The sequence below is a fragment of the Streptomyces sp. NPDC016851 genome (assembly GCF_055562795.1).
Map to the genome: position 1 here is coordinate 185,270 of NZ_JBVHEP010000003.1, position 20,362 is coordinate 205,631.

Sequence of the window (20,362 nt, forward strand, 5' to 3'; positions counted from 1 at the left end):
GCTAGGCCGCTAGGCCGCTAGGCCGCTAGGCCGCTAGGCCGCTAGGCCGCTAGGCCGCTAGGCCGCTAGGCCGCTAGGCCGCTAGGCCGCTAGGCCGCTAGGCCAAAGTTCACGATCGTCTGACGGGCCCGGGCCCCGCGCGGGACGCGAGGCGATGTGAACGTCGCGACGATCGGCCGCAGGGCCGCAGGGCCGCAGGGCCGCAGGGCATGATCCGCCGCTGCGCCGCTATGCCGCTTCGCGGTGGTCTGTCGTCGGCTCCGTGAGTTCCGGGTCGGGTGCGCGCGGGGGCGTGGAGATCAGGGCCGCCGCCTCGCCCGCCGCCAGCAGGTCGCGCATGGACACCCCGGCGACCGCGAACGGCAGCGGCTGCCCCTTGCTCTCTGTAGCCGACATGGACGCCTCCCGAAGGCGGGGCGGACGTAGTTAGGTAGACCTAACTACGGACTGGATACCATGTGACCACGCACAAGACGCCGAACGCAACATTTTGCCGACGCCTTGTCGGAACGTTCATCAAAACACCACGCGCCGGGAGCTACGCCGCGAGCACGCTCAGGTCCGCCGAAGCCCAGCGTTCCCCGACGCCGGTGATCGTCATCTGCCTGACCTCGTCGGTCGTGTCGCCCACCGCGCGGTGGATGACCACCTGGAGCCGGTCCTCGGTCAGCTCCTCGACCTTGCCCTCGCCCCACTCCACGACGACCACGGACTCGGGCAGCGAGACATCGAGATCGAGGTCCTCCATCTCGTCGAGACCGCCGGAGAGGCGGTAGGCGTCGACGTGGACCAGTGGCGGCCCGTCGCCCAGCGAGGGATGCACCCGGGCGATCACGAACGTCGGCGAGGTGACGGCCCCGCGCACGCCGAGCCCCTCGCCCAGCCCACGCGTCAGTGTCGTCTTGCCCGCCCCGAGCTCCCCGCTGAGCATCACCAGGTCACCCGCGCGCAGCAGTTTCGCGAGCCTGCGGCCCAGCTCCCGCATCTGCTCGGGGGACGTGACGACGATCTGGACGGATCCGGGCTCAGCCGGGTTGTGCGGTGCTGCTGGTGCTTCCATAGCCCTTCACGGTAGCTCCTGCCGGCACGGCACCCGTGCGGGTGAGCAGGTCGGCGAGGCGGTCGGTGACCACTTCCGGGTGTTCCAGCATCACCAGGTGCCCCGCGTCCGGCACCAGCACCAGCTCGGCGTCCGGCAGCAGATCGGCGATGGCCTCGCTGTGCTCACTCGGCGTGACCAGATCCTGCACCCCGGCCAGGACGAGTACCGGCATGTCCGCGAAACACCCGAGCGCCTCCGTCTTGTCGTGGTCGTTGAACGCCGGGTAGTACTCGGCGACCACGTCGATGGGCGTGCTCTCGATCATCCGCTCGGCGAACCGGGCGACGGCCGGGTCGACGTCCCGGGACGCGAACGAGTACCGCTTGATGACCCCGGCGAACAGGTCCGCCGTGGCCCGGCGCCCCTTCTCCACCAGCTCGGCCCGCTGCCCCATCGCCTTCAGCACACCGGGCAGCACCCGCCGCACCGCGTTGACGCCGGCCACCGGAAGCCCGTAGTTGACCTCGCCGAGCCGCCCCGACGACGTCCCCACGAAGGCGACCCCGACGACCCGCTCCCGGACCAGCTCGGGGTACTGGTCGGCCAGCGCCATCACCGTCATGCCGCCCATCGAGTGCCCGACCAGCACGAGCGGCCCCTCGGGCGCGGCCGCGTCGATGACGGCCTTCAAGTCGCGGCCCAGCTGCTCGATGGTGACCGGCTCGTCCCGCCCCTGGGCCACTCCCCGCCCGGACCGGCCGTGGCTGCGCTGGTCCCAGTGCACGGTCCGTACGACGCCTCTGAGCGCCGCCCGCTGGAAGTGCCAGGAGTCCTGGCTGAGGCAGTAACCGTGGCTGAAGACGACGGTGACGGGGGCGGGGGCCTTCCGGCCGAAGAGCCTGCGGCGGCGCGGGCCGATGGCGGCGGGGGCGGCCTCCGGGTCGAGCTCGTCGACCTCGTAGTACAGCTCCGTGTCGTCGTCGGCGAACGCCTTGCCGGGCATGCCGCGCAGCGAGCCGTAGGGCCCCGCGGAGTCGAGGGCGAGCCGGGCCTTCTGGCGCATGCCCCGGCCGACCGTCATCCGCTCCAGGGCGACACCGGCGGCCGCGCCCGCGGCCACCACGCCTATCGCGACACCGGCGATGCCGGTCGCCCGGCGCCAGCCTCCCGCCGCCCCCGCGGCGGAGGCCGCGACGGCCGCGGTGGCGGCGTTCGCGACGACCTCCGCACTGCTCTCGCTCACGTACCGCTCCTCTTCGCCGGGCTGCTGCCGATGCTGATGCTGGTGGTGCTGCTGGTGGTGGTGCTGATGGTGCTGGTGTTGTCAGGGTGCCTGTTGTTCTGCGCGTGACCGGTCCTCTGTGCGAGTTACCCGTCCTGTTCCTCATTCACATAGACGCGAGGAACGCGCGTTCCGATCCGGGTCACGATCTCGTAGGCGATGGTTCCGGCCGCCTGCGCCCAGTCCTCGGCGGTGGGCTCGCCGCGGTCCCCGGGCCCGAAGAGCACCGCCTCGGCGCCCGGCGCCGGCTCGTCGCCGCCCAGGTCGACCACGAACTGGTCCATGGCGACCCGCCCCGCGATCGTGCGCCACTTGCCCTCGACCAGGACCGGCCCGGCCGAGGAGGCGTGCCGCGGGATGCCGTCGGCGTAGCCCAGCGGGACGAGGCCGAGCGTGGTCGCGCCCGGCGTCACGTACCGGTGGCCGTAGCTGACGCCGTGCCCGCCCGGCACGTGCTTGACCAGGGCGAGCGAGGCGGACAGCGTCATCACCGGACGCAGCCCGAAGTCGGCCGGGGTGCCCAGCTCGGGGCTGGGCGAGATGCCGTAGGTGGCGATGCCGGTGCGGACCAGGTCGAAATGGCTCTCGGGCAGCGTGAGCGTGGCCGGCGAGTTGGCGATGTGCCGCACCTCGGGGCGGGCGCCCCGCTCCTCGGCGTACGCGACCATCTCCCGGAAGCGGCCGAGCTGGGCGGCGATGGAGGGATGGCCGGGTTCGTCGGCGCAGGCGAAGTGCGACCAGAGCCCCGTGACGCGCAGGAGCCCCTCGGCCTCGGCGCGCAGCGCCTCCCGGACGAGCCCGGCCCAGTCCTCCCCGGGCTGGCAGCCGCCCCGCCCGAGACCGGTGTCGGCCTTGAGCTGCACCCGCGCGGGCCGGTCCGCCCGCCGGGCGGCCTCGGTGACCTCCGCCAGGGCCCACAGCCCGCTGACGGACACGTCGACGTCCGCCTCGATCGCCTCGCGCCAGGGCCCGCCCGGCGTCCACAGCCAGCACATGATGCGCCCCGGCAGCCCGGCGGCCCGCAGGGCGAGGGCCTCCTCGGGCGTCGCCGTACCCAGCCAGTCCGCTCCCGCGGCGACGGCCGCGCGGGCACACGGCACGGCCCCGTGGCCGTACGCCTCGGACTTCACCACGGCCATCAGGGCAGCGCCCGGCGCGTGGGCACGCAGCGCCCGCACATTGGCCCGCAGGGCGGCCAGGTCGATCTCCGCGCGGGCCCGCAGGGGCGCGGTCCGCGGGGCTGTTCTCTCGCTCATCGCGCCCAGTGTCTCAGAGGGGCCCGACCCGCCCGAGGCAGCGGCCCCCGACGGCAGCCGCTACGTCCCGGGCCTGCGCCCCCACACGAACACGCGATCCCCCTGCTTCAGCACGCTCCACAGCCTCCGCGCGTCGGGGACGGAGAGATTGACGCAGCCCCTGGAGCCGACGGCGGTGTTGAGGCTGCCGTAGACGCCGTGGAAGGCCTGTCCGCCGCTGAAGAACTGGGCGTACGGCATGGGCGTGTTGTACAGCGTCGACCAGTGGTTCTTGTGCCGCCAGTAGACCTTGTGCCAGCCGGCGCGAGTCCGGTACCCGGCCCGCCCGCTGCGGATCGGCACCGCCCCGAACACGATCTTCCGCCCCTTCTGCACCCAGGTCAGCTGCCGACTGAGATCCACACACGCCACGGGGTAGCTCCGTACCGGGCAGCGACCGGCGGCATTGGGGTTCCGGCGCGCCGACAGGTACTGCATCCGGCCCCACGTCACGGGCCCGGCGAACCCGATGGCCGGTTTGATGCCCTGCCTCACCTGGAACGCCCGGATGACCCGGCAGTCGGCCGCCGACTGCACCCCGTCCACCCTCAGCCCCAGCCACCGCTCGACCTGCCGCTGATACGGCCCGGCCTTCCCGGTGCAGCTCACCCGCGCGACCGCCTCCCCCAACGGCACGTACTCGACGAGCGCGTACGTCCCCTCCACCGCCGCACGCGGCTCGACGGCTTCCTCCTCGGCCGACGGCGTGTACACCACCGGCGGCAGCGCCTGGTCGGGCGTGTCGACGGACCAGGGCTGCCCGGGCCCCGGTGCGACGCCCGGGACCAGCTCGCCCAGGGGCCCCGGAGCGGGCGGTACGGGAGCGGCACCGGCGACACCGACGGGCAGCGCGGTGACAGCGGCGAGCAGGAGGGCGAGGGCGCGCCCGGCGATACGTCTGCTGGTCATGTGATCAGAGAAACGGCACGCCGGAACGCCCCGGGGTTGCCGCGCGGCCGGGTCCCCCGGACGGCCTGCACCTGACGGCGAGGCACGGGACGCCAGCGCCCGGCGGACGGCCCGCACCGAACAGCGACGCCCAGCCACCCCAGCCCGTCCGGCGCTTGAGGACGAGGCCGTCCAGGCCGAAGCGGGGGCCCGGGGGCGGCAGCCCCCGGAATCGGGACGGGAAGGGGAGGAGGGGGCGACCCACCCCCACGGCAACCCCCACCGGCCCCCAGCCCGCCCACTCACTCAGCCCACAACATTCCGCCAAGCCTCCGGAACGGCCTCCGCCACGTCATGCGCCCCCACCGGCGCCCCGTCCGCCGCCAGCCTCCCGGCCAGCCCGTGCACATACGCCCCCACACTCCCCGCGTCCACCGCCGAAAGCCCCGCCGCCAGCAACGACCCCGCGAGCCCCGACAGCACGTCCCCGCTCCCCGCCGTGGCCAGCCAGGACGTTCCCGTCGGATTGACCCGCACCGCACCGCCCCCCGAGTCGGCGACCAACGTCGTGGACCCCTTCAGCAGCACGGTCGCCCCGTACCGCCCGGCCAGCTCCCGCACCGCAGCCAGCCGCCCGCCTTCGACCTCATCCCGGTCGACCCCGAGCAGCGCCGCCGCCTCCCCGGCGTGCGGCGTCATCAGCGTCGGCGCCCGCCGCGCCCGTACGACCCCCGCCTCGGCCAGCCGCAGCCCGTCCGCGTCGACCAGCACCGGGACGTCCGCCGCCAGCACCTCCCCCACCGTCGCCGCGTCGTCCCCGGCCCCCGGCCCGACGACCCACGCCTGCACCCGCCCGGCGTGCTTCGGCCCCTGGTCCGACACGAGCGTCTCGGGGAACCGTGTGAGGACGGCGTCCCCGGCCGGTCCGACGTACCGCACGGCCCCGGCCCCGCCCCGCAGCGCCCCGGCGACGGCGAGCACGGCGGCCCCGGGATAGCGCGCGGACCCGGCGGCGATACCGACGACACCCCGCCGGTACTTGTCGCTCTCGGCCCGCGGCACCGGCAGCAGCCGCGCCACGTCCGCGTGCTGCAACGCCTCCAGCTCCGGCTCGACCGGCAGCTCCAGCCCGATGTCGACCAGCCGCACCGACCCCGCGTACTCCCGGGCCGGATCGATCAGCAGCCCGGGCTTGTGCGTCCCGAACGTCACCGTCAGATCGGCCCGGACGGCGACGCCGCGCACCTCCCCGGTGTCGGCGTCGACCCCACTCGGCAGGTCGACGGCGACGACGGCACCCCGCGACCGCTCGGCGGCGGCGGCCAGCGGCACCGCGTCCGGCCGCAGGCCGCCCTTCCCGCCGATCCCGACGATCCCGTCCACGACGAGATCCGCCCGCTCGACCAGCTCCTCGACACCCTGCGCGCCCCCGCCGGCCCCTTCGGCCCCACCGGCGCTCACGACCCGCCCCCCGGCCCGCCGCAGCGCCGCGAGCCCCCCGGCGTGAGCCCGCTCCGGCGCGAGCAGCACCGCCGTGACACCGGCCCCTCGCCGGGCCAGCCGGGCCCCGGCGTACAACGCGTCACCGCCGTTGTCCCCGCTTCCGACCAGCAGCACGACCCTGCTCCCGTACACCCGCCCCAGCAGGTCGGCGCAGGCCGCGGCGAGTCCGGCGGCGGCGCGTTGCATCAGCGCCCCCTCCGGCAGCCGCGCCATCAGCTCCCGTTCGGCGGTCCTGACCGTGTCCACGCTGTACGCACTACGCATGCGGTCGAGTTTCCCGTAGGAGCGCCCGGCCACTCCCCCGTATCTCGCGCAACTGCGGACCGTGTCGCATCCATTGACGCTTTGCCTGCCCTTTGCCAGACTCACCGGCCGCGCAGAAAGCGCTTGCACACCCCCCACATTCGACGAAACCGAGGCCACCATGGGACGCAGAGCCGCATTCCTCGCCGCCGCCGGTGCCACCGCCGTCCTCACCGCCGCCGGCACCCTGACCGCCCCCGCCACCGCAGCCCCCGCGCGAGCGGCTGCCTGCGGAGACGGCTCCTTCCAGGCCGAGGCCGTGCAGAACGGCAGCAACTGGACCGCCAGGCGCGGCGGCAGCACGGTCTACACGGGAACCGACATGCGCGCGGCCGTCCAAGCGGCCGTCAACAGTCTCAGCTCCGGACGCACCTCGAAGGAGCGGGTCGTGGTCCGCGGCTCGGGCTCGATCTCGGCGGGCTCACGCATCTCGCTCCCGAGCTACACCGTCCTCGACGTCTGCGGCACCATCAACGTCACCGGCAGCGGCTCCGGCGACCAGGCGCCGGTCTACTCCCGCGGCACCCGCGACGTGGAGGTCCAGAACCTCAAGCTCACCGGCACCCCGCTCTACGGCATCTTCCTGCGCAACGTCCAGAACGTCGTGCTCGGCCAGATAGACATGCGCCTCTCCCGCGGCCTGGGCATCCGCATCGACAACCGCGGCGACACCAGCCAGTGGACGCGCAACGTCCGCATCGGCAACGTCTACGTCTCCGGCGCGTCCAGCCACGCCGTCGAGACCTACGGCGTCGACGGCATCACCATCGGCACCGTCACCGCCCGCAACGTCGGCGAGTCCGGCCTGCTGCTCAACCAGACCATCAACGCCAACGTCACCAAGGTGGACGCGGAGAACGCGGGCACGGGCACCGGCTACGCGGCCTTCCGCATGGCCAACCGCAACGGCCGGGTCGGCAGCGGCTACCCGACCAACATCCGGGTCGGCGAGGTCATCGCGCGCGGCGGCGGACGCGGGGTGTTCTGCGTCTCGGAGAGCGGCGGGGCGGCGATCAACAAGGTGACGATCTCCAACACCGGCAACAACTCGGTCCTGATCGAGAACTGCTACAACGTCAACCTCGCGGCCCAGAGCGGCACGATCTCGGGCGGCGGCGAACTGCGCCTGGCCGCCCGCTCGGAGTTCCCGAACAACAAGGACATCACCATCCAGAACCTGACGGTCACCAACTCGGCCATCAGGGAGAGCCCCTGCGGCGAGAACACGACGTTCCGCAACATCACGCGGGTGAACAGCAGCCAGACGATCTGCTGACGCCCGCGCCCACCGCGAAGCCCTGGCCCGTGGAGCCCTCGCCCTCAATCGGCGGGGGCTTCACCGCGCAGGCGGCTCAGTGCCTCCATGGCTTCGCGTTCGATACGGGCGATCTCCGCGAGAACAGCACCCGCCTCCACGAGGCACTGCTCATCGCCCGACTCACCGGCATTCGTGAGGAGCGCGGCCACGTCCGTCCACAGGCCGGCCGCCTCCGAGTACAGCGCGTGCCCGGTGCGCAGACGGCCGCTGTCGAGCCACTCGGCGCACTCGGCGAGGAAGTCGCGGTAGAGGTTGCGGAACAGAGCACCGCCGGTGCCGGCCTTCTCCATCAGCAGGGCGGCCTGCGGCAGGTCCCGCCGGGGGGCGTCGGTGCGCCGGAACCAGCCGGGTACGAGCTTCCCGGCCTTCTCGATGCCTCGGTGGCCGAGGTTGGCGATGGGCGGATCGAGGAAGGCGTCGGCGCATTCGGTGATGGCCGGAATGATCCGACTCTCCAGGGAGGGCACCTCCCCGTCGGCGGTCAGCGTGAAGGACCGGTGCCGCGCGGTCATCGGCCCGCGCTCGGCCCGCGCCCGGGCGAGACTGCCCAGGCTGGTGGACACGGCTCCGCCCTGCTGGTCGGTGTCCACCAGGTAGGCGTCGTGCTCGTCGTAGCCGTACAGGGCGACGACATGACCGCCGAAGTGCACCTTCGAGGTGAAGTAGTCCAGGTGGTAGCTGTCGAGCTGGAGCCCCACGGGACGGCCGGCGTCGATGGCGCTCGCCACGTTCTCCCACCCCTTACGGGCCGATCCGGTCTCCTGGACCGCGAGCTCCAGCCCCAGCCGGGCGGCCAGGTTCCTGGTGAGCTCGAAGGGCTTGACGCGCCCGCCGAGAAAGGGAAAGTCCATGTTCTTGCTGTCCCAGTAGATAAAGGACAGCCCGGACCCGAGGCCGAAGAGCATGGGCTCGGACAGGTCGATCCCCTGGTGCCGCAGCAGCACACCCAGAGCCGACGTCTCGCAGTGCTGCGTACCGCGGGGATCGACGCCCTTCACCGTGGTCATGCCATTCCCTCCCGGACGGGGACGCGGCCCCCTGTCAGCCCTCAGCGATCACAACGGCCGAGGCGACACCCGCGTCATGGCTCAGGGACACGTGCCAGGACCGCACACCGAGCTCGGCGGCCCGCGCGGCCACGGTCCCGGTCACCCGCAGCCACGGCTGCCCACTGTCCTCGACACACACCTCGGCATCGGTCCAGAGCAGCCCGGGCGGCGCACCGAGCGCCTTGGCCAGGGCCTCCTTGGCGGCGAACCGCGCAGCCAGGGAGGCGACCCCCCGGCGCTCCCCACTGGGCAGCAGCAACTCCCGCTCCACGAACAGCCGTCCGGCCAACGCGGGCGTACGCTCCAGCGACGCCGCGAACCGATCGATCTCGGCGACGTCGATCCCGACCCCGATGATGCTCATGCGCAGCACCCTACGGTGAGACTCCGCCGCCTCCGGCCTCGACGGCGATGACTAGCATGATCGGCATGGAATGGGACGGCCTCACCGACCGCGAACGCTACGGGGACTGGTACCTGAAGGAGCGGGACCGGTTCTCGGACCTGGCGCGGGACGCCGACTGGGACGGCCTGTTCGATGAGCTGGTGAAGAATCCCGAGCGGGTCAATCTCGCCCGCCCCGGGAACCGCAGCGGGTTCGCCCCGCTGCACCAGGCCGCCTGGCACGGCGCCACGATCGCGGTCGTCTCCCGGCTGATCGCGCACGGCGCCTGGCGCACGCAGCGCGCCCGGGACGGACGGCGACCGGTGGACATCGCGCGGGAGCGGGGTCACACGCATCTGCTGGAACTCCTGGAGCCCGTCGCGGTACGGCAACTCCCCGCTCCCTCCGAAACGTTGGAGCGGCACTTCCACGCGATGCTGCGGGAGCGCACCGGCAGCTGCTTCGACGAGATCGAGCACCTCCTGCCATCACTGTCCCCCCTGACGGAGGCGCTGGACGTGCGGATCTTCTTCCGGGTGGTCGGCATGATGGGCGGCTTCCACTACCGCCTCCACGCGGACGTCGTCCACGTGCACGGCAGCTCGCGGATGGACGGCGACAACGGGGACTTCTACCAGGTGACCCCCGACGGCTGGACCAAGCTCCCCTACAGCCCCAAGCCGCCGCCGCCCTGGAGCTACCCGTACTGAACCCTCGATCTTGAACTGCCCCTCCCCCTTGTACAGTTCGCGATGACCGCGATGTGCAAACCACATCGCAACAACGGGAGGAACGCACCACCATGAAGTTCAAGTCGCTGGGAACCGCGGCCACTTCGATAGCTCTCTTCGCCACGGCCCTCACCGGCACCGTCGCCGCAGCCGGCACCGCCGCCGCGGCCCCGCCGAAGGACTGCAGCAAGGCGATCGTCAACGTCAAGGCCAAGGAGACCGTCAAGGTCCGGACCTCGCCGAAGACGTCCGCCACCGCCCTCGGCATCTGGGGCAAGGGCAAGCGCGGCGGGATCTGCAACGACGGCAAGGCCTACAAGGGCGGTTCCTACACGGCCTGCGGCAAGAAGAGCAACATGTGGTACTACGGCGGCGACAAGGTGAACGGCTGGGTCCCGAAGACCTGCATCAACTGGTAGTCGCAGGCTGCACAGGGGCGAACGGCGACCGGCCGTTCGCCCCTTTTCTGTTGCTCCGCTACTCCACCGTCACCGACTTCGCCAGATTCCGAGGCTGGTCCACCTCGTTCCCGCGAGCCGTCGCCAGCTCGCACGCGAACACCTGAAGCGGTACCGCCGCCACGAGCGGCTGGAGCAGGGTCGGCGTGGCCGGCACCCGGATCAAGTGGTCCGCGTACGGCGCCACCGCCTCGTCCCCGTCCTCCGCGATGACGATCGTCCGCGCGCCCCGCGCCCGGATCTCCTGGATGTTGGACACCATCTTGTCGTGCAGCACGGACCGCCCGCGCGGCGACGGCACCACGACGACCACCGGCAGATCCTCCTCGATCAGGGCGATCGGCCCGTGCTTCAACTCCCCCGCCGCGAAGCCCTCGGCGTGCATGTAGGCCAGTTCCTTGAGCTTGAGCGCGCCCTCCAGCGCCACGGGATACCCCACATGCCGGCCGAGGAACAACACCGTGTTCTTCGAGGCGAGCGTGCGGGCCAGCTCCCGCACCGGCTCCATCGTGCTCAGCACCTGCTCCACCGCGCCGCCGATCGAGGACAGGTCGCGGATCACCGCCCGGATCTCGTCCCCCCACTTGGTGCCCCGCACCTGGCCCAGATACAGGGCGACCAGGTAACACGCGACGAGCTGCGTCAGGAACGCCTTGGTGGAGGCGACGGCCACCTCGGGACCGGCGTGCGTGTACAGCACCGCGTCCGACTCGCGCGGGATCGTCGAGCCGTTGGTGTTGCAGATCGCCAGCACCTTGGAGCCCTGCTCGCGGGCATGCCGCAGTGCCATGAGCGTGTCCATGGTCTCGCCGGACTGGGAGATGGCGATGACGAGGGTCTGCGCGTCCAGGATCGGATCCCGGTACCGGAACTCACTGGCCAGTTCCACCTCGCACGGCAGCCGCGTCCAGTGCTCGATGGCGTACTTGGCGATCATCCCGGCGTGGAAGGCCGTACCGCACGCGACGATGACGACCTTGTCGATCTCCCGCAGCACCCCCGCGGGGATCCGCACCTCGTCCAGGGTCAGCGAACCCGAGCCGTCGATCCGGCCCAGCAGCGTATCGGCGACCGCCTTGGGCTGCTCGGCGATCTCCTTGAGCATGAAGTAGTCATAGCCCCCCTTTTCCGCGGCCGACGCGTCCCAGTCGACGTGGTACGAGCGGACGTCGGCGGGGCGGCCGTCGAAGCCCGTCACCGTCACGCCGTCCCGGCGCAGCTCCACCACCTGGTCCTGTCCCAGCTCGATCGCCGACCGCGTGTGGGCGATGAACGCGGCGACGTCCGAGGCGAGAAAGGCCTCGCCCTCCCCAACGCCCACCACCAGCGGCGAGTTCCGCCGCGCGCCCACCACCACGTCCGGCTCGTCGGCGTGCACCGCGACCAGCGTGAACGCGCCCTCCAGCCGCCGGCACACCAGCCGCATCGCCTCGGCGAGGTCCGCGCACGAGGAGAACTCCTCGGCGAGCAGGTGGGCGACGACCTCGGTGTCGGTCTCGGAGGTCAGTTCGTGCCCCCGCTCCTCCAACTCGGCCCGCAGCAGGGCGAAGTTCTCGATGATGCCGTTGTGGACGACCGCGACCCGTCCCGCGTTGTCGATGTGCGGGTGGGCGTTGGCGTCGGTCGGGCCGCCGTGTGTGGCCCACCGGGTGTGACCGATGCCCGTCGTGCCCGTCGGCAGCGGCCTGCCGTCCAGTTCCTTCTCCAGGTTGAGGAGCTTGCCTGCCTTCTTGGCCGTCGCCAGCCCCCCGTCGGCCAGCACGGCGACGCCCGCCGAGTCGTAGCCCCGGTACTCCAGCCGCTTCAGCCCGGCCGTCACGACCTCGAGCGCCGGCTGCGGCCCCACGTATCCCACGATTCCACACATGGGCGGCAGCTTAGGGTCGATTCCCGCGCCGAACCTGCCGTAGCGTGCCCGAAATCGGAAATTCCCACCGGGGTACGAAGGCCTGCTCCCTGACGAAGACCCGCGAAGACCGCGAAGACGCGCGAAGACCCACGAAGACCCGCGAAGATCCGCCCCTGCCCTCACACCTTCGCGCGATACGACCTCATCGCCAGCGGATAGAACACGAGCGCGATTCCCGCCGCCCACACCAGCGACCACAGCACCGGCTCCGCCACCGCCCCGCCGAGCAGTAGCCCGCGGAAGGCGTCGGACAGGTGCGTGACCGGGTTGACGTCGCTCCACGCCTGGAGCCACCCGGGCATGGTGTCGACGACGACGAAGGCGCTGCTGGTGAAGGTGACCGGGAAGATGATCGTGAAGGCGAAGGCCTGCACCTTCTCCGCGTCACCGGCCAGCATCCCGATCAGCACCGCGCACCACGACACGGCCGCGGCGAACACCACCACCAGCAGCACGCCGAGCAGGAACGTGTCGAACCCGCCGGTGACGCGGAAGCCGAGCGCCAGTCCGAGGCCGATCATCAGCAGCATCGCCCACACGTGCTTCGCGAGGTCGGCCGTGATCCGCCCGATCAGCGGGGCGGAGCGCGCGATGGGAAGGCTGCGCAGCCGGTCGAAGACACCTTTGGTGAGGTCGGTGTTGAGCGCCATCGCCGTGTACATCGTCATGAACAGCGTGTTCTGCACGATGATCCCGGGCAGCGCGTATTTCAGGTACGCCTCGGGCGATCCGGCCATCTGCCCGCCCAGCACGTAGGTGAACAGGAAGACGAACATGATCGGCGTGATGCTGTAGTCGACCAGTTCGAGCGGGTTGTGCTTGACGGCGACCAGACTCCGCCAGGCCATCGTGAAGGTCTGCCGCACCCCGGCGAGGGGCGGCACGCGACCCGACGCGGTGACCGGCGCGGTGATGGTGGTGGCGGTCATGAGCGGCTCACCGCCTTCTCCAGCTCGTCCTCGCCCTCGCCCTCGTCCCGGACGGCCGCGCCGCCGTTCTGCTCGGGCTCGCCCGGTTCGGCACGGTGGCCGGTCAGGGCGAGGAAGACCTCGTCGAGCGAGGAGCGGCGCAGGGCCAGCTCGCCCACCGCGATCCCCTCGCGGTCCAGCGCGCGCACGACGGCAGGCATCAGCTCGGGGTCCTTCACCGGAGCGGTGATCCTCTCGCCCTCGATCCGCGTCTCCGGGCCGGCGGCCCCGGCCACCAGGGCGTGCGCCCGCGCGAGGTCCTGCCCGAGGATCGGCCGCAGCTCCAGCACCTGGCCGCCGACCTGGGCCTTCAGCTGGTCCGGCGCACCCTCGGCAATCACCCGGCCCTTGTCGATCACCACGATGTCGTCGGCGAGCACATCGGCCTCGTTCAGGTACTGCGTGGTCAGCAGAGCGGTCGCACCGTCCGCGACCAGGGCGCGCAGCATGTCCCACAGCTCACCACGGCTGTGCGGGTCGAGGCCCGTGGTCGGCTCGTCGAGGAAGAGGATGCGGGGCCGTCCCACCAGGCTGGCCGCGAGGTCCAGGCGCCGGCGCATGCCTCCCGAGAACGTCTTCACGGCCCGGCCGGCCGCGTGCGTCAGCTGGAAACGCTCCAGCAGCTCCCCCGCCCGCGCCTTCGCCTCCCGTCTCGGCAGGCCCAGCAGCCGGCCGATGAGCAGCAGGTTCTCCGTGCCGGTCAGGTTCTCGTCGACCGCCGCGTACTGCCCGGTCAACCCGACCATGGCCCGTACGACCCCGGCCTCGCGGACCACGTCGTGACCGGCCACCCGGGCCGTGCCCCCGTCCGGGCGCAGCAGCGTCGCGAAGATCCGCACCGCGGTCGTCTTCCCGGCACCGTTGGGCCCCAGCAGCCCGAGCACCGTGCCCTTGCGGGCCGCCAGGTCGACACCGGCCAGCGCCTCGGTCTCCTTGAACCGTTTGACCAGGCCTTCCGCTTCTATCGCATACGTCATGGGTCACCCCTCGGTGTTCCTGGACCCCGGCCCGGGCCCACCTCTCCCACAACTGTGACGCACGCCACTGACATTCCTCCCCTTGGCCGGTTTTCTCCCAAATGGGAGGGACCGAGGACGCTGCGTGACGGATCCCACCTCACCGTCCGTTCGTACGCCCGTAACAATGGACTGTGATCTCTCCGGCTTCCTCGATGCCCCGGAGCGCCCACCGGCAGCGGCCGGAGGCGACTCCCTACGTCGACCTCACCCGAGCCGAGTGGAGCGCGTTGCGCGACAAGACGCCGCTGCCGCTGACGGCCGAGGAGGTCGAGAAGCTGCGCGGCCTCGGCGATGTCATCGACCTCGACGAGGTGCGGGACATCTACCTCCCGCTGTCCAGACTTCTCAACCTCTACGTCGGTGCCACGGACGGCCTCAGAGGCGCGCTCAACACGTTCCTGGGCGAGCAGGGCTCCCAGTCCGGCACCCCGTTCGTCATAGGAGTCGCCGGCTCGGTCGCCGTGGGCAAGTCGACGGTCGCCCGGCTCCTCCAAGCCCTGCTCTCGCGCTGGCCGGAACACCCGCGCGTCGAACTGGTCACCACCGACGGCTTCCTGCTGCCCACCAAGGAGCTCCAGGCCCGCGGCCTGATGTCGCGGAAAGGATTCCCCGAGTCCTTCGACCGCCGCGCGCTGACCCGCTTCGTCGCCGACATCAAGGCCGGCAAGGACGAGGTCACGGCCCCCGTCTACTCCCACCTGATCTACGACATCGTCCCCGACAAGAAGCTCACGGTCCGCCGCCCCGACATCCTGATCGTCGAGGGCCTGAACGTCCTCCAGCCCGCCCTCCCGGGCAAGGACGGCCGCACCCGGGTCGGTCTCGCCGACTACTTCGACTTCAGCGTGTACGTCGACGCCCGCGTCGAGGACATCGAGCGCTGGTACCTCAACCGCTTCCGCAAGCTGCGCGCGACCGCCTTCCAGAACCCTTCCTCGTACTTCCGCAAGTACACCCAGGTCTCGGAGGAGGAGGCCCTCGACTACGCCCGGACGATGTGGCGCACCATCAACCAGCCCAACCTGGTCGAGAACATCGCCCCCACCCGCGGCCGCGCCACCCTCGTCCTGCGCAAGGGCCCGGACCACAAGGTGCAGCGCCTCAGCCTGCGCAAGCTGTGACGCCCGGGGCAAAGACCGGTTAGATAACCGTCATGCTCCACCTGCGCCTGATCACACCGCCCGACAAGACCGACGACGTGGTGCGGCTGATCGACAAGACGGTCGGCACCGCCCACCTCGTCGTGCTGCCGGACGCCGCCCGCAACCCCGCCGGGGACGTCGTGATGTGCGACGTGGCGCGCGAGGCGGGTGACGAACTGCTCGTCGGCCTGCGAGAACTCGGCATCGACACCCATGGCTCCATCGCCGTCGAGGCCATCGACCTGTCGCTGTCCGAGCGGGCCGACCAGGCCGCGGCCGACGCACCCGGCGAGGGCGCCGACGCGGTCCTGTGGGAGCACCTCAGCGACGCGACGCACGAGGAGTCGACCCTCTCCGTCACCTACCTCGCGTTCATCACCCTCGCCACGATGCTCGCCGCCTGCGGTGTGGTCCTGGACAACGCGATCCTGATCGTGGGCGCCATGGCGGTGGGCCCGGAGTTCGGCCCTCTCGCCGGCATCTGCACCGCGATCGTCCGCAGCAAAGCACGCCTGGCCCTGCGCTCGCTGATCGCCCTCCTGGTGGGCTTCGCGGTGGCGATGGCGGTGACGGTCGGCTTCAGCCTCTTCATGGACGCGGTCGGCCTGTTCAGCGAGGGGCGGCTCAGGGCGGACCGCCCCAACACGGGGTTCATCTACGCCCCCGACTGGTTCTCGTTCGTCGTGGCGGTCCTGGCCGGCATCGCCGGCACGCTCTCCCTGACCTCCGCCAAGTCGGGCGCCCTGGTGGGTGTGGCCATCTCGGTGACCACGATCCCGGCCGCGGCGAACGCGGCGGTGGCCCTGAGCTACGGCGACATGGGCCAGACCAAGGGCTCCACGGAACAGCTCCTGCTGAACCTGCTGGGCATCATCGTCGCCGGCACGCTGACCTTGCTGACCCAGAAATGGCTCTGGTCGAAGCGACCATAAGGGGCGCGGGGCTGCATCTATGTGCGGCTCCGCCGCGTGGGCGCGACAAGCCACGGACAACCCGCAGCCCGCACTCAGCAGAACCCCCACCCCCTGCCCGCAAAGGCCGACTACCCCAACGCAGACTTCACGACATCGGCCAACCGCCCGGCCACAGCCCGAGCCTGCTCGATATCGGCCGCCTCCACCATCACGCGAACCAGCGGCTCGGTCCCCGAGGACCGCAACAACACCCGCCCGGTGGCGCCCAGCTCCCGCTCCGCGTCGGCGACCGCCGAGGACAGCTCGGCCGACGTCGTCACCCGGGACTTGTCGACGTCCCGCACATTGATCAGCACCTGCGGCAGCCGCTCCATCACCGACGCCAGCTCCCGCAGCGGACGCCCGCTCTGTGCGACCCGCGCCGCCAGCAGCAGCCCCGTCAGCGTGCCGTCGCCCGTCGTCGCGTGGTCGAGGATGATCACGTGCCCGGACTGCTCGCCCCCGAGGGCGAACCCGTGCTCCTTCATCTCCTCCAGCACGTACCGGTCACCCACGGCGGTCTGCACGAGCCGGATGCCCTCGCGCTCCATGGCGAGCTTGAAGCCGAGGTTGGACATCACCGTCGCCACGACCGTGTCGGACCGCAGCGTGGACGCCTCGCGCATGGCCAGGGCGAGCACGGCCAGGATCTGGTCGCCGTCCACCTCCTCGCCGGTGTGGTCCACGGCGAGGCACCGGTCGGCGTCCCCGTCGTGCGCGATGCCCAGGTCGGCCCCGTGCTCGACGACGGCGGCCTTGATCTTGTCCAGGTGCGTGGAGCCGCACCCGTCGTTGATGTTGAGCCCGTCCGGCTCGGCCCCGATCGTGACAACCTCGGCACCGGCCCGCTGGAAGACCTCGGGCGAGACCCGGTGGGCGGCGCCGTGCGCCTCGTCGAGGACGACCTTCAGCCCGTCGAGCCGGTTCGGCAGGACGCGCAGCAGATGCTCGACGTACCGGTCGGCGCCCTCCTCGGAGTCACGCACGCGGCCCACCCCGGCCCCGGTCGGCCGGTCCCACGGGGCGCCGGTGCGGTGCTCCTCGTAGACGGACTCGATCCGGTCCTCCAGCTCGTCGGCGAGCTTGTGCCCGCCGCGGGCGAAGAACTTGATGCCGTTGTCGGGCATGGCGTTGTGGCTCGCGGAGAGCATCACACCGAGGTCGGCGCCGAGCTCGCCGGTCAGGTACGCCACCGCCGGCGTCGGCAGCACGCCGACCCGCAGGACGTCCACGCCGGCGCTGGCGAGGCCCGCGACCACGGCGGCCTCCAGGAACTCCCCGGACGCACGCGGATCCCGCCCGACCACCGCGGTCGGCCGGTGTCCCTCGAACGTGCCCGCCTCGGCCAGTACGTGCGCCGCGGCCACGGAGAGGCCGAGGGCCATCTCCGCCGTCAGGTCCGCGTTGGCGACACCGCGCACGCCGTCCGTGCCGAAGAGTCGTCCCACTGTGGTGTCCTCCGAATTGCGAGAGAGTGCGGCTCCAGTACATCCCCGGGGACGGTCCGACATCCGCAGGGGTTGTGTACGGGAACGCCCCGGCGGCACAGAACGTGCCGCCGGGGCGATCGTTGCGAAATCAGGCGCAACGTTGCGAAGACAGTCGCAACGACAGCGACGCGATTAGCGCTTGCTGTACTGCGGGGCCTTGCGGGCCTTCTTCAGACCGGCCTTCTTGCGCTCGACCGCACGGTCGTCGCGGCGGAGGAAGCCGGCCTTCTTGAGGGCGCCGCGGTTGTTGTCGACGTCCGCCTCGTTCAGCGCGCGGGCGACACCGAGACGGAGCGCACCGGCCTGGCCGGAGACACCGCCACCGGCGATGCGGGCGACGACGTCGTAGCGGCCCTCGAGCTCGAGCACCTTGAAGGGCTCGTTGACTTCCTGCTGGTGCACCTTGTTCGGGAAGTAGTCCTCGAGGGTGCGACCGTTGATCTTCCACTTGCCGGTGCCCGGGATGATCCGGACGCGGGCGATGGCGTTCTTGCGACGGCCCAGGCCGGCGGCCGGCTGGGGCTCGCCGAAGCGGGAGGCCATGGACTCCGAGGTGTACTCGCCCTCGACGGGCACCTCGGACTCGGTGGTGTAGCTGTCGATGTCAAGCTCTTCGAGCGGCTGCTCGGCAGTGGTCTCGGCCACGATTCTCCTCAGATTCTCTTCAGTCTTAGGGGGTGGCCGGACTTACTGCGCGACCTGGGTGATCTCGTACGGCTGCGGCTGCTGCGCGCCGTGCGGGTGCTGGTCACCCTTGTAGACCTTCAGCTTCGAGAGCATCTGACGGCCCAGAGTGTTCTTGGGGAGCATGCCCTTGACGGCCTTCTCGATGGCCTTCTCGGGGTTCTTGTCGAGCAGCTCGTCGTAACGGACGGAGCGCAGACCACCCGGGTAACCGGAGTGGCGGTACGCCATCTTCTGGGTCCGCTTGTTGCCGGACAGGTGCACCTTGTCCGCGTTGATGATGATGACGAAGTCACCAGCGTCGACGTGGGGCGCATAGATCGGCTTGTGCTTGCCCCGGAGGAGGGTCGCTGCGGTGGTGGCGAGACGACCCAGGACAACGTCCTGGGCGTCGATGACGTGCCACTGGCGCGTCACATCGCCGGGCTTGGGGCTGTACGTACGCACGGTTCGTAGCCTTCGCTTCGAGTGAATGGTCCATAACAGGTCACCGAAACGATCACGACAGCCTTGACCGCACTGCGGTGACGCAAACCGCGTGCTGGTCGCTGGTCATCGGCCCGGTGGACCGGTGTAAGGGCCCGTCCCGTGAGAATGAGCAAGCCAATACACAACGAAAGAGCAGAATACCGGGGCTCACGACAGGGGTCAAAACGCGGGATCATCGCCGACGATCGGCTACGGAGACGCACAGGACGGCACAGAGAGTCACGGCCCTGCGCAGCGTCCGGCGCCGCACCGGCCGCACGTACGGAAACACCGCCGTCAGCAGCACATTGACGAGCACCGCGGCGCACCGGCGCGGCAGGGAGCCGCCGCCGCCCGGCCCGCGCAGCGCCCGCAGCACCCCGAGCCCGACCGACGGCCACACCCCGATCGCGGCCGCGGCCGACGGCCAGGACCACAGGCACACCAGCAGCACCCCGGCCGGCAGCAGTCGTCCCAACCACCCGCAGATGTCGCCTTTGCCCGTCCGCATGGGAGGAACGCTAGGGGTTCGAGGGTCCAACCAGGCGGACCAGCACGCCCCATGTCCCGTCTAAGATGCGCCCCATGAGCTTTGGGCAGGGGGGACCCCAGTCCCAGTGGGATCCATGGAAACCGCAGTCGCAGCAGCCCTGGAGCAGCGGGGGCGGCCAGTCTCCGGACTGGGCCGCGCTCGCCGAGGCGTCCGAGGCCCGTAACAAACGACGCCGGCTGTTCCTGGTCGGCGGCGGCGCCCTCGCCACCGTCGCGATCGGTGCCGCCGTCGCCGTGGCCGTGGTCTCCGCCGGCGGCGACAGCCAGGCCGGCAGCCCGACCTCCCAGGTGCCCTCGGCCGACATCCCGAGCGAGTCCGCCTCGGCCCCGTCCTTCGCCCCGACCAGCGCCCCGCCCCCGCTGGACCCGAAGGACTTCATCGCCAGCGCGAAGAAGGACACGGCTGAGCTCAGCCCGGACACGCTCTTCCCGGGCACGCAGCTGACCATGGGCGAGACGACGTACAAGAAGGGCCCCACGGCCGACACCAAGAACTGCGCCTCGGCCTCGGGCGGCACGCTGCCGAAGATCCTCACGGCGAACGACTGCACGCGCCTGATACGCGTCACCTACTCCGTGGACGGCATAGCCGTGACGGTCGGCGTGGCGGTCTTCGACACCGAGGCGCAGGCCGCCAAGGCCAAGGGGCAGACCAACAAGAAGAGCTTCGTCAAGTCGCTCTCCGGCGGCGGCGTGAAGCCCTTCTGCGAAGCCGGGTTCTGCCGTACGACCAGCAACTCCTACGGCCGCTACGCCTACTTCACCAACGCCGGCTTCACCAGCGGCAAGGACGTGACGGAGAAGGACACGAAGGTGTTCGCCTCGGGCGACAACCTCCAGCTGTTCACGTTCCGCCAGATCCACCGCCGCGGCCAGGCGCAGGCGTCGGCCGCGGCCGACGGGTGACCGGCCGCGGCACGCCC

21 protein-coding genes are annotated in these 20,362 nt (G+C 71.2%); 6 read left to right on the forward strand and 15 right to left on the reverse strand.

Going from position 1 to position 20,362, the window contains the following annotated elements:
* Positions 1-228: 228 nt before the first annotated feature.
* The 6 genes from ACZ3I3_RS06075 to ACZ3I3_RS06100 all read right to left on the reverse strand — a co-directional run bounded on the left by ACZ3I3_RS06075 (position 229) and on the right by ACZ3I3_RS06100 (position 6,274).
* A complete protein-coding gene (locus ACZ3I3_RS06075; protein WP_467362961.1) occupies positions 229-396 on the reverse strand; it encodes a hypothetical protein in 168 nt (55 codons plus the stop codon).
* A 142-nt stretch (positions 397-538) separates the two neighbouring features.
* The gene (gene tsaE, locus ACZ3I3_RS06080) at positions 539-1,060 is read right to left on the reverse strand and encodes a tRNA (adenosine(37)-N6)-threonylcarbamoyltransferase complex ATPase subunit type 1 TsaE (RefSeq protein ID WP_399407567.1); all 522 of its coding nucleotides are present in this window, start codon (positions 1,058-1,060) and stop codon (positions 539-541) included.
* On the reverse strand, positions 1,026-2,285 hold the full coding sequence (locus ACZ3I3_RS06085; protein ID WP_467362963.1) for an alpha/beta fold hydrolase: 1,260 nt from the start codon (positions 2,283-2,285) through the stop codon (positions 1,026-1,028). Before ACZ3I3_RS06085 ends, tsaE begins: the two co-directional genes overlap by 35 nt.
* A 125-nt stretch (positions 2,286-2,410) precedes the next feature.
* Positions 2,411-3,580: an alanine racemase gene (alr, locus tag ACZ3I3_RS06090; RefSeq protein WP_467362964.1), complete on the reverse strand. Its 1,170-nt coding sequence runs from the start codon at positions 3,578-3,580 to the stop codon at positions 2,411-2,413.
* Between the two features lie 60 nt (positions 3,581-3,640).
* Complete coding sequence (locus ACZ3I3_RS06095; protein WP_467362966.1) at positions 3,641-4,528, reverse strand: L,D-transpeptidase; 888 nt, start codon at positions 4,526-4,528, stop codon at positions 3,641-3,643.
* Between the two features lie 285 nt (positions 4,529-4,813).
* Positions 4,814-6,274 (reverse strand): NAD(P)H-hydrate dehydratase, encoded by a 1,461-nt coding sequence (locus ACZ3I3_RS06100; RefSeq protein ID WP_467362967.1) that lies wholly within the window; start codon positions 6,272-6,274, stop codon positions 4,814-4,816.
* A 160-nt stretch (positions 6,275-6,434) separates the two neighbouring features.
* On the opposite strand from ACZ3I3_RS06100, the gene ACZ3I3_RS06105 reads away from it, so the two are divergent.
* Positions 6,435-7,589 (forward strand): hypothetical protein, encoded by a 1,155-nt coding sequence (locus ACZ3I3_RS06105; protein ID WP_467362969.1) that lies wholly within the window; start codon positions 6,435-6,437, stop codon positions 7,587-7,589.
* A gap of 44 nt (positions 7,590-7,633) precedes the next feature.
* On the opposite strand, the gene ACZ3I3_RS06110 is transcribed toward ACZ3I3_RS06105, so the two are convergent.
* Positions 7,634-8,638, reverse strand: a complete 1,005-nt coding sequence (locus tag ACZ3I3_RS06110; RefSeq protein ID WP_467362971.1) for a BtrH N-terminal domain-containing protein — start codon at positions 8,636-8,638, stop codon at positions 7,634-7,636.
* Positions 8,639-8,672: 34 nt separating this feature from the next.
* On the reverse strand, positions 8,673-9,044 hold the full coding sequence (locus tag ACZ3I3_RS06115) for a holo-ACP synthase (RefSeq protein ID WP_086565408.1): 372 nt from the start codon (positions 9,042-9,044) through the stop codon (positions 8,673-8,675).
* A gap of 65 nt (positions 9,045-9,109) precedes the next feature.
* Here ACZ3I3_RS06115 and ACZ3I3_RS06120 point away from each other — a divergent pair, with 65 nt between their 5' ends.
* Both ACZ3I3_RS06120 and ACZ3I3_RS06125 read left to right on the forward strand, forming a co-directional pair.
* Positions 9,110-9,775, forward strand: coding sequence for an ankyrin repeat domain-containing protein (locus tag ACZ3I3_RS06120; RefSeq protein ID WP_467362973.1), 666 nt, complete (start codon positions 9,110-9,112; stop codon positions 9,773-9,775).
* A 92-nt stretch (positions 9,776-9,867) separates the two neighbouring features.
* Positions 9,868-10,215 carry a hypothetical protein gene (locus ACZ3I3_RS06125; RefSeq protein WP_467362974.1) on the forward strand — a complete coding sequence of 116 codons (348 nt, stop codon included), beginning with the start codon at positions 9,868-9,870 and terminating at the stop codon, positions 10,213-10,215.
* 58 nt (positions 10,216-10,273) lie between these two features.
* Here the strand turns inward: ACZ3I3_RS06125 and glmS are convergent, their stop codons facing one another.
* From glmS to ACZ3I3_RS06140, 3 genes are all read right to left on the reverse strand, one after another.
* Positions 10,274-12,121 (reverse strand): glutamine--fructose-6-phosphate transaminase (isomerizing), encoded by a 1,848-nt coding sequence (gene glmS / locus ACZ3I3_RS06130; protein ID WP_467362976.1) that lies wholly within the window; start codon positions 12,119-12,121, stop codon positions 10,274-10,276.
* A 161-nt stretch (positions 12,122-12,282) separates the two neighbouring features.
* Positions 12,283-13,092, reverse strand: coding sequence for an ABC transporter permease (locus ACZ3I3_RS06135; protein ID WP_467362978.1), 810 nt, complete (start codon positions 13,090-13,092; stop codon positions 12,283-12,285).
* Positions 13,089-14,108 (reverse strand): ATP-binding cassette domain-containing protein, encoded by a 1,020-nt coding sequence (locus ACZ3I3_RS06140; RefSeq protein ID WP_467362980.1) that lies wholly within the window; start codon positions 14,106-14,108, stop codon positions 13,089-13,091. Before ACZ3I3_RS06140 ends, ACZ3I3_RS06135 begins: the two co-directional genes overlap by 4 nt.
* Before the next feature lie 194 nt (positions 14,109-14,302).
* Between ACZ3I3_RS06140 and coaA the strand changes: the two genes are divergently transcribed.
* Positions 14,303-15,271 (forward strand): type I pantothenate kinase, encoded by a 969-nt coding sequence (gene coaA, locus ACZ3I3_RS06145; RefSeq protein ID WP_167409705.1) that lies wholly within the window; start codon positions 14,303-14,305, stop codon positions 15,269-15,271.
* Positions 15,272-15,303: 32 nt separating this feature from the next.
* Positions 15,304-16,224 carry a DUF389 domain-containing protein gene (locus tag ACZ3I3_RS06150; protein ID WP_467362982.1) on the forward strand — a complete coding sequence of 307 codons (921 nt, stop codon included), beginning with the start codon at positions 15,304-15,306 and terminating at the stop codon, positions 16,222-16,224.
* A gap of 110 nt (positions 16,225-16,334) precedes the next feature.
* Here ACZ3I3_RS06150 and glmM read toward each other — a convergent pair whose 3' ends face one another.
* From glmM to ACZ3I3_RS06170, 4 genes are all read right to left on the reverse strand, one after another.
* Positions 16,335-17,693 (reverse strand): phosphoglucosamine mutase, encoded by a 1,359-nt coding sequence (gene glmM, locus ACZ3I3_RS06155; protein ID WP_467362984.1) that lies wholly within the window; start codon positions 17,691-17,693, stop codon positions 16,335-16,337.
* Between the two features lie 174 nt (positions 17,694-17,867).
* Positions 17,868-18,380, reverse strand: coding sequence for a 30S ribosomal protein S9 (rpsI, locus tag ACZ3I3_RS06160; RefSeq protein ID WP_356925149.1), 513 nt, complete (start codon positions 18,378-18,380; stop codon positions 17,868-17,870).
* A 42-nt stretch (positions 18,381-18,422) separates the two neighbouring features.
* A complete protein-coding gene (gene rplM / locus ACZ3I3_RS06165; RefSeq protein ID WP_010036634.1) occupies positions 18,423-18,866 on the reverse strand; it encodes a 50S ribosomal protein L13 in 444 nt (147 codons plus the stop codon).
* A 214-nt stretch (positions 18,867-19,080) separates the two neighbouring features.
* Entirely contained in the window at positions 19,081-19,398 is a 318-nt protein-coding gene (locus ACZ3I3_RS06170) for a hypothetical protein (protein ID WP_467362985.1), read from the reverse strand.
* A gap of 74 nt (positions 19,399-19,472) precedes the next feature.
* On the opposite strand from ACZ3I3_RS06170, the gene ACZ3I3_RS06175 reads away from it, so the two are divergent.
* Complete coding sequence (locus ACZ3I3_RS06175; protein ID WP_467362987.1) at positions 19,473-20,345, forward strand: hypothetical protein; 873 nt, start codon at positions 19,473-19,475, stop codon at positions 20,343-20,345.
* The last annotated feature ends 17 nt before the right edge of the window (positions 20,346-20,362 follow it).

What these genes read in the sequence shown, in the direction of transcription:
- ACZ3I3_RS06095 (WP_467362966.1), bottom strand. Translation starts at nt 4,528, where the DNA reads ATGACCAGCAGACGTATCGCCGGGCGCGCCCTCGCCCTCCTGCTCGCC.
- ACZ3I3_RS06175 (WP_467362987.1), top strand. Translation starts at nt 19,473, where the DNA reads ATGAGCTTTGGGCAGGGGGGACCCCAGTCCCAGTGGGATCCATGGAAA.
- ACZ3I3_RS06110 (WP_467362971.1), bottom strand. Translation starts at nt 8,638, where the DNA reads ATGACCACGGTGAAGGGCGTCGATCCCCGCGGTACGCAGCACTGCGAG.
- coaA (WP_167409705.1), top strand. Translation starts at nt 14,303, where the DNA reads ATGCCCCGGAGCGCCCACCGGCAGCGGCCGGAGGCGACTCCCTACGTC.
- ACZ3I3_RS06100 (WP_467362967.1), bottom strand. Translation starts at nt 6,274, where the DNA reads ATGCGTAGTGCGTACAGCGTGGACACGGTCAGGACCGCCGAACGGGAG.
- ACZ3I3_RS06105 (WP_467362969.1), top strand. Translation starts at nt 6,435, where the DNA reads ATGGGACGCAGAGCCGCATTCCTCGCCGCCGCCGGTGCCACCGCCGTC.
- glmS (WP_467362976.1), bottom strand. Translation starts at nt 12,121, where the DNA reads ATGTGTGGAATCGTGGGATACGTGGGGCCGCAGCCGGCGCTCGAGGTC.
- ACZ3I3_RS06170 (WP_467362985.1), bottom strand. Translation starts at nt 19,398, where the DNA reads ATGCGGACGGGCAAAGGCGACATCTGCGGGTGGTTGGGACGACTGCTG.
- ACZ3I3_RS06125 (WP_467362974.1), top strand. Translation starts at nt 9,868, where the DNA reads ATGAAGTTCAAGTCGCTGGGAACCGCGGCCACTTCGATAGCTCTCTTC.
- ACZ3I3_RS06140 (WP_467362980.1), bottom strand. Translation starts at nt 14,108, where the DNA reads ATGACGTATGCGATAGAAGCGGAAGGCCTGGTCAAACGGTTCAAGGAG.
- ACZ3I3_RS06120 (WP_467362973.1), top strand. Translation starts at nt 9,110, where the DNA reads ATGGAATGGGACGGCCTCACCGACCGCGAACGCTACGGGGACTGGTAC.
- ACZ3I3_RS06115 (WP_086565408.1), bottom strand. Translation starts at nt 9,044, where the DNA reads ATGAGCATCATCGGGGTCGGGATCGACGTCGCCGAGATCGATCGGTTC.
- tsaE (WP_399407567.1), bottom strand. Translation starts at nt 1,060, where the DNA reads ATGGAAGCACCAGCAGCACCGCACAACCCGGCTGAGCCCGGATCCGTC.
- ACZ3I3_RS06150 (WP_467362982.1), top strand. Translation starts at nt 15,304, where the DNA reads ATGCTCCACCTGCGCCTGATCACACCGCCCGACAAGACCGACGACGTG.
- ACZ3I3_RS06075 (WP_467362961.1), bottom strand. Translation starts at nt 396, where the DNA reads ATGTCGGCTACAGAGAGCAAGGGGCAGCCGCTGCCGTTCGCGGTCGCC.
- ACZ3I3_RS06135 (WP_467362978.1), bottom strand. Translation starts at nt 13,092, where the DNA reads ATGACCGCCACCACCATCACCGCGCCGGTCACCGCGTCGGGTCGCGTG.
- alr (WP_467362964.1), bottom strand. Translation starts at nt 3,580, where the DNA reads ATGAGCGAGAGAACAGCCCCGCGGACCGCGCCCCTGCGGGCCCGCGCG.